The organism is Humiphilus diazotrophicus, assembly GCF_059726315.1.
The window spans coordinates 7,397,509-7,411,447 of record NZ_AP040870.1 but is presented as its reverse complement, the minus strand read 5'-3'; the positions used below and the strand labels follow the sequence as shown (position 1 = coordinate 7,411,447).

Here is a 13,939-nt window from a genome sequence, read left to right as displayed (position 1 = left end):
GATCAGATTGCACCTACCTACCGCCTTTGACAAGAGATAGCCGAGGAGGGCCACTTCTAGGTTTTGGTTCGCCGATGCGCTTACCTTCAAGAGCTGTCATCGTAAGCCCGAACATCATTTCATCAAGTTCAACCGTGGTTATAGATAAGTCTCTGGCAATATCGGAGCGACTTATACCGTCAGCAGCTAACATTCGCAGTAGCTTTTCAAGAAGCAACGAACGCTCTCGCGGTACACCTTCGATCTCCTCGGTTCTTGCCCCAATGCGAGAAATCTGGATGCAAATGTTCTTGTAGTGATGCTCCGTTATTAGTGGTGGTTTAAGTTTATGCATCCGATAAACCAGAGCCATTAACGACACCTTCCATCGCTTCTTCCATTGGATTAGGGCTGATATTCCGGGATTGGGGCGGGCATAGGCTCGCAGGTCCGATTCGGGTATAAGAAACGCTGAGGCGAACTGATTTGCTTCACTTTCAGCCTCTTTCCCGGTTGGAGACCCGTGACGATGGAGCACAAGATGGCCTAGTTCATGTGCTGCATCAAAGCGGCTATGCTCAGAACTCTTTTGTACGTTAAGCATGACGAAAGGAGTATCGCCTTTCCATGTAGAAAAGGCATCTACTTCGCGAGCTTTCACCGAGAGAGAATAAACACGCACTCCTTTCGATTCCAGCAGATGAATCATGTTTGAAATGGGTTGAACTCCCAATCCCCATTCAGTTCTGACAATTTCTGCGGCCGCCTCTGGAGTGGCCAGTTTTACATCAGGAATCGCTGCTGCAGGCATGGCAAAACGTTTAGTAAACCAATTGTTGAGGAGAATGCATATAGCGCCCTGTCCCTGGGCCTCCGCTTGCTGTCCTGCAGTCATCCTTGCCATTGAACGGAAGCTGACAGTGGACACATCGATTTCTTCTATGTTCTCCCCATAAAAAAAGGCTTTAGGGAATCCGAGCACAGAACAAAGACGAGACATAGTGTCATCTCCAGGCTCCGTACCGGATTCAAAGTTCATTATCGATTTCGGATCAACTCCGACAGCTTGTGCAAGTTCGACCTTTTTCAGCCCGCGACGTCGTCGAGCGAGAGCAAAGCGGCGCGGATTGAATACTTGCTCACATTTACCCAAGCTTTCTGACATCGACGTCGTATTCCCCACTTTGCGGTCCATCTCCATCCTCATTTCCGCCGAGCGGTATGTCATCTTCTTGCAGTGGTTGCGGAATTATCATGATTCGTTCGCTCCAACTTGCGATGGATCGATCCTTATTTAGACTGACTCCACGAGACAACTCAAGAGATAGCTTGTTCCCCGGCTCATCCACATACATAAGAAGCCACCAAAACTCGTATCCTGCCAATTCATGCCGATTTTCAGTTCCATCGAACACATCGGGAAAGAGCAGGCCCTGATTCTCTTCCAGTGCTTCTTCGGTACGAATGCCCTTTGCAGGGCGTGTACTTGGAGGATGGCTCGCATCACCGTTACCTGTATTCAAATCTGAAGTAGCTACTGCGAGAGCGATCTTGCGCTTGTGATTTACTACCAACGGGTGTCCGGCGGGGTCCTCACGGCTCCATCCATCCTTGGCATTGGAAAGAAGCTCCCCTAAGGTAGCGAGCGTATTTGAATACATCACATTTCCGGCGTACCACTTCGGATGAAATGGGGTGTTTGTTGCCCATGCAAACTTTCCCGCACGAGCTGCTTCCTGAATGACTTCACTTCTCAACCCCAGAGAAGCAAGCCGAGTTTCCGCTTCAGAATATTTGACATACACGCGTGCGAGCATCCGCACCTCCGTTTCAGACTGACCCAAAATCGTCCCAATCAGAATTACTACTTCCTGTTTTACCACATCGAACGATGTTGTAAAATAGGAAGTAGTACTTTTCATCTGCTGGAGAACGCCTTCTTGCGATTGCTTCCATATTTCGATCTCCCTGCTAAGTCTTCCGGGGTAAGCCTGTAGTCTCGCGAGCGGTAGAACTACACTACCGATCCTTCTCCTTGACACTCTAGGAGAGTGGAGCTATTCTCCTAGTCATCCTAGGAGGAGGGTTTTCCTTTGGCTCCAAAGCAGAACGATCTACTACAGGGCACGCTCGACATGATGGTGCTCAAGGCTGTATCCCTTGGTCCATTGCATGGATATGGAGTATTGCTGCGTATTCAGCAGATCTCCGGCAATCGGCTGGAGATTCAGCAGGGATCGCTCTATCCTGCGCTCTATCGTCTTGAGCATGAAGGCTGGATTGCCAGCGAATGGGGACAAAGCGAAAACAACCGCAAGGCCAAGTACTATCGACTTACCGCAGCCGGGCGCCGGCGCCTCCAGACCGAAACCGAGAAGTGGAACCATATGGCCGATGCCATCGCGGCAGTCCTGCGCGCAACGCCGGAGGAAGCATGAGCCTTCGCAGCCGTTTGCATACCTGGTATAAGGCGATCTTCAAGCAGAAGCAGGTCAGTCAGGAGATTGAGGACGAGCTGGCCTTTCACCTGGAAGAGTATGCGGCAGACTTGATCCGCAACGGGGTCCATCCGGAAGAGGCGAGGCGGCGCGCACGCGTTGAGCTTGGGAGCATCGCCGTACAGAAAGAAAACTGTCGCAGCTCCTGGGGCACGCAGCTCTGGGATGAGTTCGTCGCCGATCTTCGCTATGGGTTGCGCATGCTGCTGAAGAGTCCGACCTTCGCAGCAATCGCCATCGGCTCACTGGCTCTGGGAATCGGAGCCAATACCGTCGTTTTCACCTTCGCCAAGCAGATATTTCTCGACAGGCTTGCGGTAAAGGAACCTTCGCAGCTTCGAGTGTTGGTCTGGAGCCACGATAAAAGCCGTAGTGTTGTTCACTGGATGTGGGATTATAGCTGGACCACTCCAGAGGGAAAAACACTCCACACAACCTATTCCTATCCCATATATCAGCAACTACGCTGGCAAAATCGTGTGCTGGAAGATATCTTTGCCTTCAGTAACTTTAGCCGGATAACGGCCTCTATTGACGGAAGCGCCGAACCGGTAGAGGGACAGATGGTCTCCGGCAACTACTATCGCGTGCTCAGTGTAAAGCCTGCTCTGGGCCGAGCCATCGATGAAGCCGACGACGCAACGGTCGGAAGTGGTCCGGTCATCGTCATCAGCGATGGATATTGGACAAAGCGCTTTGGACGCTCCCCCTCGGTCATAGGAAAAACAGTCAAGCTAAACCTCACCCCTTTCACCATCGTAGGAGTTAATCCTCCAGGTTTCACCGGAGCTTCCGAGACGGGCATTTCTCCGGATGTCTTCTTCCCTTTCAGCATGCAACCTATAGCCTTCCCAAGGGCCAATAGCTCCCTGCTGGCGGACAAGAATAAGTGGTGGGTGACACTTATGGGCAGGGTTAGGCCTGGAACCGATGAAGCATCTGCACGTGCTTCTCTGGATCTGCTGTTGAATCAGGCAGTGCGCTCCACCATGACTGTCAACAAGGATTCGAGTATCCCCAGCCTGGAGTTGGTAAATGGCAGTCGTGGCCTGAATCCTTCCGGCAAGCAGCTTGCAGAACCGATCCGGGTTCTTCTTGCTCTTGCAGGTTTTGTCTTGCTGCTGGCCTGTACCAATCTGGCGAATCTTCTACTGGCCAGATCCAGTGCGCGTCAACGCGAAATGGGAGTGCGTCTCGCCCTGGGAGCAAAACACGGACGCATCCTGAGACAGATGTTTACAGAGAGCCTGCTCATCTCTGCTCTTGGAGGCGTAGGCGGCTTGATGCTGGGCTACCTGGGACGCAATCTTCTGCCCCGGCTACTGGCCGATTCATGGAATCTGGGCTGGGATATATCCAAAGCGACGGCTCACTTCGACTGGATGGTCTTCGGCTATACGGCTGTCATTTCTATAGCTACGGGAGTGGTCTTTGGACTTGCCCCAGCCTGGCAATCGTCGAGAACGGAAGCGAACACAACACTGAAGAACTCTTCTCTATCCGCAACGCAACGCCGAAGTGGATTGGCGGGGAAAGCTCTCGTTGTCGTTCAGATCTCGCTTTCGATTGTTCTGATCGCAGGAGCCGGACTCTTTACGCGGACGCTGGTCAATCTAAATAAAACGCATCTCGGCTTCCGTCCCGATAACATCCTCCTCTTCTCGGTGCAGCAGACACAGTCGCGTTATCCTGCTCCGAAGGATGTTGCTTTGCACCACGACATCGAAGAACGGCTTGCGACTGTACCCGGAGTGGAATCGGCCTCACTATCTGTCATCCCCATGATCTCCGGCGGACGATACACGAACGAATTCATTCCCGACGGAGAACCGGTCAAGCATGACGAAACTTCCGATGTGGATTTCAATATCGTCGGAGAACATTTCTTCTCAACATTGAAGATTCCTTTGATTGCCGGACGCAGTTTTAAAGCAACGGACAATGAAGCTGGTTCAAAGGTCGCTCTTGTCAACCAACAGGTTGTCAAACATTTCTTCCACGACAACAATCCGATTGGAAGGACCTTTACCCAAGGCAAAACTAAGATTGAAATCGTCGGAGTTGTAGGCGACACAAAATTCGCAGATCTACGCGAAGATTTACAACCTATCGTCTATGTTCCCTACCGACAACAACCAACAGTGCCATACGGAATGGTCTACGCAGTCCGGACAGGAAGTAAGCCGGAAGCAATTGCTCCATCGTTGCGCAATGTTGTGCAATCTATCGACAAGGATATTCCCATCACCGATATCCGCACGCAACAACAGCAGATCGATGAGACCACAAAACAAGAACGAGTCTTTGCTGCACTCACCAGTGGTTTCGGAATTCTCGCCGTAGTTCTGGCCTGTATCGGTATCTATGGAATCATGGCCTACACCGTCTCCAAGCGCACCAACGAGATTGGGATTCGCATGGCTCTCGGTGCTCAACCGGCAAGCGTTCTGTCTATGGTACTCAAAGAAGCCTGGTGGCTCGCGCTATTCGGAATCGTTGCAGGAGGAGCAGCAACCCTGGGACTGGGCCAACTCGTCGCAAGTATGCTGTACGGACTCAAAGCAAATGACCCGGCAACACTGCTTACATCGGCGCTGTTGCTCTGTGCCGTAGCTCTTGCTGCCAGTTGGATTCCTGCACGTCGCGCCGCCAGGACCGATCCGATGATTGCACTACGCCACGAATAAAGAACTGGAAGATTCACCCGCTGCATAACGGAGGACGCATGAGCATTCGCAGCCGCATCCGCACATGGTGGAAGGCTATTCGTCAGAGTGAGCACTTCAATCAGGAGATTGAAGAAGAGCTTGCCTTTCATATCGAAGAATATGCAGCAGATCTGGAACAAAACGGACTCACCAGAGACGAAGCATTACGCCGTGCTCGCGCCGAACTCGGCGGCATCGCTTCGCAGAAGGAAAACTGCCGCGCTGCCTGGGGCACGCGGCTCTGGGACGAACTCGTCGGAGATCTTCGCTTTGCATGGCGAATGCTAGCCAAGAGTCCAGCCTTCACCGCCATTGCTATCGGTTCCCTTGCATTGGGAATTGGAGCCAACACCGTCATATTTACCTTTGCCAAGCAAACGTTGCTCGACAAGCTGGCAGTACCGAATCCGGACGAGTTAAGGCTTCTAGGTTGGTATGACTCGGGAAAGAACGGCGCTGTCCACTGGGCCTGGGGAGACAATTGGGTAACTCCATCCGGAAGGCAGATGAACACATACTTCTCTTATCCGGTTTACTTGCTCTTGCGGCATAACAATCATGTGCTTCAAGACATCTTTGCCTTCAAAGATTACGGAAGAGTTACAGCCACCATCGATGGACGAGCAGAAGCAATCGATGGAGAAATGGTCTCCGGCAACTATTATCAGGCTCTGGAAGTAAGACCGGCTCTCGGCCGCTTAATCGAGGAATCGGACGATCTTGTTCCCGGAACAGGAGCCGTCGCAGTAATCAGCGATGGATATTGGGCGCGACGCTTCGGACGCTCACCTTCCATCATTGGCAAAACAATCCTCTTGAATCTGACCCCCTTCACGATCATCGGAGTGAACCCGCCAGGATTTACCGGAACAACCCAAGTACAAAACTCGCCAGATATCTTCTTTCCTTTTAGTATGCAGCCCGTCTCCTTTAACCTCCACAGCAATACGCTCTTGGCTGATGGCGATAAGTGGTGGGTAACGGTCATGGCCAGGAGCAAGCCGGGAACAAATGAGGCTTCGGCACTTTCCTCGCTCGATGTTGTTCTAGATAACGCAGTGCGCGCTACGATGACCGTCGATAAAGACGCATCACTTCCCCGTCTGGAGTGGATCGAGGGGAATCGAGGACTAAACTGGAGCGGAAGAGAACTCTCAAAACCCATCTATGTATTACTGGCCTTAACAGGATCTGTCCTGCTCTTAGCCTGCGCCAATCTAGCGAATCTGCTGCTTGCACGCTCCAGCTCACGTCAACGGGAGATCGGTGTCAGGATCGCTTTAGGAGCCAGACGGAGCCGCATACTTCGACAGATGCTTACGGAGAGTCTCATGCTCTCCTGTCTAGGAGGTACCGCTGGACTTTTCCTCGGATACCTGGGCAGGAATGCACTTCCAAGTTTACTCAGCAGCCGAGGGGCTCCGATACCGGCAAGCGGTCACTTCGATTGGCAGATATTCAGTTTTGCTGTGGTCATTTCTCTCGTGACCGGATTCATCTTTGGACTGGCACCGGCCTGGCAGGCCGCGAGTACGGAAGCGAATGCTACGCTGAAAGACTCGGCACAGACGATTACTCGTCGCCGAAAAGCTTTGGCAGGCAAAGCCCTGGTCATCGTTCAGGTTTCTCTCTCTGTGATCCTCGTTGTGGTCGCAGGGCTCTTTACCCGCACACTCTTCAATCTAGGCAAAACAGATCTCGGCTTTCGACCGGAAAATGTCCTGCTCTTCCACATTCAGCAGCCCAAAACGCGCTATCCGGAATCTAAGGATATTGCTCTTCATCGCCAAATCGAGGAGAAGCTAGCCACAGTCCCAGGGGTCGAATCGGTTAGCTTATCGCAGATTCCGATGATTGCGGGTGGCGAATGGAGCACTAACTTTCACCTGGACGGCAGAATGGAAAAGAGCCAGAAAGACCTCCTCGTACGGGTTAATTCCGTGGGGTCTCATTTCTTCTCTACCATGGGGATACCACTCATAAGTGGACGCAGCCTTACCTTTGCAGATACCGCATCTTCAAAGAAGGTGGCCGTGATTAATCAACAACTGGCCCGCAAGTTCTTCCCCAACACGAACCCTATTGGAAGGACCTTCATCACTGGCAAGGATGAGCCGCTTACCGAGATAGTTGGCATCGTCAAGGATGCGCATTATTCAAGTGTAAGGAAAGAACCTCCAGCTCTGGTATATCTCCCGTATCAGCAACAGAAGAATGTAGAGGATGGGCTGACTTATGAGGTCCGCACGAAACTGAAACCGGAAGCCATTGTGCCTTCGTTACGCGTAGCGGTACAGTCTATCGACAAGGACCTTCCGCTTACCGACATTCGCACACAACAACAGCAGATCGACGAGACGGTAGCACAAGAGAAGACCTTTGCTTCCCTTTCCAGCGGCTTCGGGATTCTGGCATTGATTCTGGCCTGCATTGGAATCTATGGGCTCATGGCCTATACGGTAGCGCGACGTACAAACGAGATCGGCATTCGCATGGCTCTCGGCGCTCAACCGGCAAATATGCTGCGCATGGTTCTCGGCGAAGCCTTCTGGCTCACAATGATTGGAATCCTTGTCGGAGTTGCAGCATCCTTGGGCCTTGGCCGTATGATCGCCACCATGCTCTACGGACTCAAGCCCACGGATTCGCAGACGTTGATATCTTCAGCGGCACTGCTCTGCCTGGTAGCACTGACAGCGAGTTGGATTCCCGCACGCCGCGCAGCCAGAACCGATCCGATGATTGCCTTAAGGCACGAGTAGTACATCGCAGGCACCTAATGGTCGCTGCCTGGAGTACCGCCGGACTCCAGGCCGGCTGTCGTGTGGGCGTCCTCGCCCACACAGGCGATGACGCACAGGTAAGAGAAAGTGTCGTTCTATTCCCCTCATCCCTGGTGGAGGGCCTGGAGACCCTCCACGACAGCCGGCGGGGACGCCGGCGGTACAAAACAACTGAGCCACTTCTAAATGTAGAAACTCCAGGACTAGTGCCCTTCCATTCAATTCCTCAGAATATCTATGTCAAGTCCATCGTCCCTCCCTCCCGCGCACCCAAACCGAGCTTAAGGTTTCCTGCATCTATATGACAGGTCCTGGATCGTATCTCCAGAACGAACGAGACACTACGTCTCACATTTATAGGAGATGATAATGCCGCAGATGGTATGGATGGTTGAAGTCCCCGATGGCGAATTCCGCGAAACTTCGGTTTCACGGCCAACACCCGGCAGGGGCAAGGTGCTCGTCAAGATTGCTGCAAGTGGAGTAAACCCTCTCGATGTAAAAATTCGCAGCGGACAGGCCGCGCATGCCAAACAACCACTCCCCGCGGTCTTGGGGCTCGACATGGCAGGAACCGTTGAAGAGAGCGGCCCCGGAGTCTCCACCTTTTATCCCGGAGACCAGGTTTACGGAATGGCGGGCGGTGTTGGAGGCTTGCAGGGAACGCTGGCTCAGTTCGTCATTGCGGATGCCGATTTACTGGCACACAAGCCCAAGAATCTTTCTATGCGTGAAGCTGCGGCTCTTCCCTTAAGCGTCATCACGGCCTGGGAAGGACTTGTCGATAGAGCCAAGGTCCACACCGGCCAGCAAGTTCTGATTCATGCAGGAGCCGGGGGTGTTGGACATATTGCGGTTCAGATAGCACGTGCCTTTAAAGCCGATGTCTTCGCTACCGTCTCAGCGGACAAGAAGAACATCGTAGAATCCTACGGAGCTACGCCTATCGATTACCGCACTCTTTCAGTTAAGGAATATATTGCACAGTATTCTGGATCAAGAGGCTTCGATATCGTTTATGACACGGTAGGTGGCGCAACACTCGACGCCTCCTTCGAAGCCGTGAAGCAGTACACGGGACATGTCTTAAGTTGTCTTGGCTGGAGTACTCATTCGCTGGCACCACTCTCTTTCCGCGGTGCTACTTATTCAGGTGTCTTTACGCTTTATCCATTGCTTACAGGAGAAGGACGCGCGCACCAGGGCAGCATTCTTCGCCAAGCTGCAGAGTTGATCGAGGCCGGTAAGTTGAAACCTCTAGTCAACGAAAGGCGCTTCTCGACTAACGATATCGCAGCAGCACATGCTGCCGTCAAAGCCGGATCGACAGGAAAAATTGTCGTTGATATCCAGTAAGTAGCAAAATGCCGTATATCGCACGAACGATATACGGCATCGATAAAGTTCACGTTCTGTTACATAAGGCTGCTCGTCTGCGAAGCGCGAAGGATGTTAACAGCCCCTTTGATTGTCGAGAGACGGATAGTTGACCCGCCGTTGCCGATATTGGCTTCCACCTGATTTTTACTATCTGTTTCAGCTGCATCAACGGATCCATTCTTCAAGCTGCCGCGAAGAGAAGAAGCCTCCAAATGCGCGGAATAGCGATCGGGAATAACTAATTCGATATCTCCTGCCTTCGTCTCAGCAAAGAGGCCTTTTCCTTGCCAGTGATCTCCGCTCAATTCGACTTTTATCTGACCGCTATCAGTATGTCCGTTTACCTCGCCCGATAAATCGACAAGCTTTACCTTGCCATTCGAGTTCTCAAAACGGATGGCTCCGTCAAGGTGAGCAATGGCAATATCGCCCTTCGTATTCTGGATCTCCATAGAAAGCTGCCGTGGCACACGCAGCTTGTAATGAATTTCGTAAGCGCGTGGGTGATCGTAATAGACGGTCTCTTGAATCCTGTCACCGTATATATCGATCTGGAACTGAGGAAGAATATATCCAGGCACAGACTTAGGACGAACTCGAAGAAAAATTCGCGCCTCCAATAATGCATCCTTCCGGTCTTCCCCGATAACTTCAACCTTTCCACTCGTACTAAACATGCTGAGGTGTGGAGCGCTCAAGGGTATGGTAGTCCTGCGAAGATGACACACAACCTTCTCATCTTCTTTTCGTATTCCGATGCTGGTTTTGTTTCCTTCCGCGGTACAGTCTTCATGACTCCAATGCTGAGCAATAACCGGCGCAGCCTTGGAGCTTGGTTCTTGTAAAACTCCGCATAAAGTTACCAATGCAGCTACCATTACAAGGGGAGAACGGCTCATAGGGGGTCTTCCTTTACATCCACTGTTTCATCTAGGGAGCTGGATGTCTTCATGGAAGAATGAGTAGCAAGCTGTGTTCCAAATACGGGAACTCAATAAACATGCGGATTTCAGGCCTTCGCGCAAGTTAGCGGAGAACATCGAGAGAAGGGCACTGTTCGGTCCTGGACAATGCTGCTTAAGAATGGACAATCGGAGAACAGAACGAGTGAATAATCCCGATTCTGCTGACAGTGATTTTTCTTGAAAGAGAGGCTAGCGCCTCTGTTCCCGATTTCCGGAGGTGGTGTGACTGGAACTGTCACACGTATTTCCGTCCGGAAACACTCGGTCTTCACCACTTCCAACGGTGTATTGCAATTGGCAATCTGATCGAGAACTGTGATTGAAGGGAACCTTTGAGACAGCTATGCACTCACTCTTTCACACCGGCTTAACATCTTTCGCTGAAATGCGGAAAGAGAAGTAGAAGGATAAAGCACCCCAGTTATTTGACGATCTAGCGAGTAAAGAGGAAGCAGTTCTTCTCAGAAAGTGAGATTCTGGCAAACGCTCTTGAAGAGTGCTTCAATCCCACAAAAGTCGCAAAGAAAGTACTGATTAATTTTCCTTAATTGCCGATGAGTCTTACATCCAGTACTGCAGAGAACCTCTTTACCGAATCACCATAGAAGACCGGCAGTACAGTTTTTGACTTTTTCTTCGCCCTTCACTGTGGCGAATTTGTGGTACTTAAACTCCGGGAGATTCCCGGAAGCTGCTGCTGAGGAAGAGATGCAGGCCTTTCCCAGGTCATGAACACCATATTGATTTTCCTGCACAACGAATGCTTATAGGGAAAAGATAAATGTCAGAAAATGTGGCGATCGCAGAAGACGTTGCTGCCAGGCAAGATCAATTAGATCGCGCCGTCGATGAAGTATTCACGATGATGGCGGGAATATCGTGCACCCCCACCGAAAGCCTGGTCGACTACAGTCATGAAGTGACGGCAATCATAGGATTGGCTGGTACCCTAAGTGGTGCCTTCGTGGTCAGTTCTACGGAAGCAGATTCTCTACACATCACGGAAGCGCTCACCAGAACTCCCGTAACCGAATTCGACTCCATGGTTGCAGACACCATGGGAGAAATCTGCAATATGCTGGCTGGCGTTTGGAAGGGCGGATTCCGAAATCTGGCCTCAGGCTGCCTGCTTTCGGTACCGACGGTATTCACGGGTCGAGACTATAAACGTTGCATGCAAAGCATGCTGGTGTGCATTGAGCGTAGTTACCTTTTTGAGTCCCACGCGATCACGGTCACTATTCTGTACGAAGCCGGACAGTAGATTCCGGAAAATTAAGCGGCCACCCGAACTGACATTCCGAGGCAGGACTTTGGTCCTGCCTCTCGTATTTTGCGTAAATAATGCCTCAGACCACTCTGTATCTTTCTATATAGCCGCAAAATGCTATAAAATGCGGCATGGCCTCAGAGGCGAAACTCTCGCATACCGCAGCCATGATCCTGCAGGCGATCCATGCCGGATTTTTCTATGGCTTCAGCATTATGGAGATGACGGGCTTGCCGAGCGGCACCGTTTATCCTGCGATGCGACGGCTGGAACGCGATGAGTTGATTCGGTCGCAATGGGAGCGGCAAGCGATAGCCGATGCCGAACAACGGCCTCCCAGAAAATACTACAAGCTGACTGCGGCAGGACGAGCGACGCTGGAGGCGTCGCGCAAACGCTATCCACTCTTGGAACGTTTGATTCCCTCTGAAGAGGCCAAGTCGCTATGATCAAAGCTGTCAGCTGGGCTTTTTCTCTCTTCCACAAAGGCCTGCTGCACAGTGCATCCCTGCTTCTCTCCCGAAGTCACCGGGCAGAGTGGCTACAAGAATGGAAATCGGAGCTCTGGCACATCAAGCATGAATGCTCCGAAGCCGATTCCCTGACCTGGCAAGCCGAGCGGCAACTCACCTCCTTCTGTCTGGGAGCATTTCAGGACGCCCTCGCACTACGAAAAGATCTTCCACCGGAACCCGAAAAAATAGCTTCCGCCGCACCGGCTTCGATTCACGGATCTGCCTGGTACTGCCTCCTGTGGCTTGCTCTGATACTGGTCATCAGCTACGCCGTCGCGCTCCGGGTGCCGGGAGTCGACGCGGCCCGGCACTCCGAGAGGTATCAAGTCCGGTCACGTCTCGTCCTTATTGAAGCGCAACGTAACAGCCGCGCAGAGTTCCAGCCGACCATTCCTATCGAGCTGTACCGCCAATGGAAGAAGTTGCGTCAACCCTTCTTCGACGAGTTCGCCTATTACCGCGTCCATAAAGATGCCATAGCCGCAGCCGGACAGGGAGTAAAGGTTCGCTCGGTCGTCCATGCGAGTACAAACCTCTTTTCGCTCCTCGATCTCCCGGCAAAGGAACTGGAGGAGGCAAGTAACACCAAGAGCGGTGAAACTCATCTGATCCTCAGTTACCAGACGTGGCAGCGGGATTTCGGCGGCGATCCTCGCGTGATAAACGCCTCCGTACACGTGGGACAGACACAGGCAAGAATCGTGGGCATAGCTCCCAATGGAACCTGGCGCCTGCCCGGCAATGCAGATGCCTGGATGCTGGAACCGGATTCAGCTATCGCCTCTGGGACACCGGGGTACTTGGTAGCGCATCTGAATCAGCAAGGGAAAGATCAGATGTGGGCCGGAGCCGCACAGATCACCGCCCATAATAGCTTCGGTGACGAAGAGATTTATTGGGCCTTCGACTTCGAAGAACGTATCCAAAATCCTTGGAGCGTCTATCTCCTGGTCGTGGTACTGACCTTCATCGCATTGCCTGCGGCCAGTTCCATGACACCGCTGGAATACAGCTTTACCACCCACAAGCCCTCCTGGACGAAGACCTTTGTTCGCCGGACATTCTTCTGCACGAAAGTGTTGTTAATTCTGGCGATTGCGTATTTTCTCTCCCTCGACCTCAGCTACTGGCCCTCGGCGGAATGTAACGCCGGTGCAACCGTTGTCCAGTTTTTCATCGCCCTCAGCATCTGCCTGTTGGGGTTAAGATGGGCGATTCAGGACCAGAGCCAGCGTTGCCCTGTCTGTCTGCGGCGAGCAACACATCCAGCGCACGTCGGAATTGTGTCGAGAACCTTCCTGGCTTGGAGCGGTACGGAGCTGATGTGTACCAGCGGTCATGGACTACTGCACGTCCCCGGGGTGCAGACCAGCTGGTTCAGCAGTCCACGCTGGCTTTATCTCGACACTTCGTGGAAATCTCTCTTTGCCCGGTAGTAAGGACCGTGATCTCCAACACCTTTCGTCCCAATACGAAAAACTAAGCCCAAACTACCCTGTTAAAATAATCCCAACCTTCCAGCGTAGGAGATCACCATGAGAGCTGTCGTCACAGTGTTGGGCTGCGACCGTGTCGGTATTATTGCCGGCGTAACCACGGCACTGGCTGAAACAAATACAAACATTTTGGACATCTCTCAGACCATCATGTCTGACATCTTTACGATGCTCATGATCGTCGATCTCTCCACCTCAAGCGCCAGCTATAAAGAGGTCCAGAAGCGGTTGGAAGAAAAGGGCAAAGAGTTAGGTGTCGAAATCAAGGTGCAACGCGAAGAACTCTTCCGCAGCATGCACCGGGTCTAAAAGCCGTCCCTGAAGAAGTTTCGTTATTGGGAGTGG

The 13,939-nt window shown here is 52.1% G+C and carries 11 protein-coding genes; 8 read left to right on the top strand and 3 right to left on the bottom strand.

Annotated elements, in window-relative coordinates:
- Positions 1-13 precede the first annotated feature (13 nt).
- Together AC6I7T_RS29655 and AC6I7T_RS29650 are read right to left on the bottom strand one after the other, a co-directional pair.
- Positions 14-1,174: an XRE family transcriptional regulator gene (locus tag AC6I7T_RS29655; RefSeq protein ID WP_497791466.1), complete on the bottom strand. Its 1,161-nt coding sequence runs from the start codon at positions 1,172-1,174 to the stop codon at positions 14-16.
- The gene (locus tag AC6I7T_RS29650) at positions 1,125-1,901 is read right to left on the bottom strand and encodes a hypothetical protein (RefSeq protein ID WP_497791464.1); all 777 of its coding nucleotides are present in this window, start codon (positions 1,899-1,901) and stop codon (positions 1,125-1,127) included. Before AC6I7T_RS29650 ends, AC6I7T_RS29655 begins: the two co-directional genes overlap by 50 nt.
- A 171-nt stretch (positions 1,902-2,072) precedes the next feature.
- Between AC6I7T_RS29650 and AC6I7T_RS29645 the strand changes: the two genes are divergently transcribed.
- The 4 genes from AC6I7T_RS29645 (at position 2,073) to AC6I7T_RS29630 (ending at position 9,324) form a co-directional block, all read left to right on the top strand.
- Positions 2,073-2,417 carry a PadR family transcriptional regulator gene (locus AC6I7T_RS29645; RefSeq protein WP_497791462.1) on the top strand — a complete coding sequence of 115 codons (345 nt, stop codon included), beginning with the start codon at positions 2,073-2,075 and terminating at the stop codon, positions 2,415-2,417.
- Positions 2,414-5,164, top strand: coding sequence for an ABC transporter permease (locus AC6I7T_RS29640; protein WP_497791461.1), 2,751 nt, complete (start codon positions 2,414-2,416; stop codon positions 5,162-5,164). Before AC6I7T_RS29645 ends, AC6I7T_RS29640 begins: the two co-directional genes overlap by 4 nt.
- Before the next feature lie 38 nt (positions 5,165-5,202).
- Complete coding sequence (locus tag AC6I7T_RS29635; protein WP_497791460.1) at positions 5,203-7,947, top strand: ABC transporter permease; 2,745 nt, start codon at positions 5,203-5,205, stop codon at positions 7,945-7,947.
- 390 nt (positions 7,948-8,337) lie between these two features.
- Positions 8,338-9,324, top strand: a complete 987-nt coding sequence (locus tag AC6I7T_RS29630) for a zinc-dependent alcohol dehydrogenase family protein (protein ID WP_497791459.1) — start codon at positions 8,338-8,340, stop codon at positions 9,322-9,324.
- A 59-nt stretch (positions 9,325-9,383) separates the two neighbouring features.
- Here the strand turns inward: AC6I7T_RS29630 and AC6I7T_RS29625 are convergent, their stop codons facing one another.
- Positions 9,384-10,247, bottom strand: a complete 864-nt coding sequence (locus AC6I7T_RS29625; RefSeq protein ID WP_497791458.1) for a DUF4097 family beta strand repeat-containing protein — start codon at positions 10,245-10,247, stop codon at positions 9,384-9,386.
- A gap of 847 nt (positions 10,248-11,094) precedes the next feature.
- Here AC6I7T_RS29625 and AC6I7T_RS29620 point away from each other — a divergent pair.
- The 4 genes from AC6I7T_RS29620 to AC6I7T_RS29605 all read left to right on the top strand — a co-directional run bounded on the left by AC6I7T_RS29620 (position 11,095) and on the right by AC6I7T_RS29605 (position 13,903).
- Complete coding sequence (locus AC6I7T_RS29620; RefSeq protein ID WP_497791457.1) at positions 11,095-11,577, top strand: chemotaxis protein CheX; 483 nt, start codon at positions 11,095-11,097, stop codon at positions 11,575-11,577.
- Positions 11,578-11,714: 137 nt separating this feature from the next.
- Positions 11,715-12,032 carry a PadR family transcriptional regulator gene (locus tag AC6I7T_RS29615; protein WP_497791456.1) on the top strand — a complete coding sequence of 106 codons (318 nt, stop codon included), beginning with the start codon at positions 11,715-11,717 and terminating at the stop codon, positions 12,030-12,032.
- Positions 12,029-13,534 (top strand): hypothetical protein, encoded by a 1,506-nt coding sequence (locus tag AC6I7T_RS29610; protein WP_497791455.1) that lies wholly within the window; start codon positions 12,029-12,031, stop codon positions 13,532-13,534. The genes AC6I7T_RS29615 and AC6I7T_RS29610 overlap by 4 nt, the downstream gene beginning before the upstream one ends.
- Positions 13,535-13,633: 99 nt before the next feature.
- Positions 13,634-13,903, top strand: a complete 270-nt coding sequence (locus tag AC6I7T_RS29605) for an ACT domain-containing protein (protein ID WP_497791454.1) — start codon at positions 13,634-13,636, stop codon at positions 13,901-13,903.
- Positions 13,904-13,939: the final 36 nt, after the last annotated feature.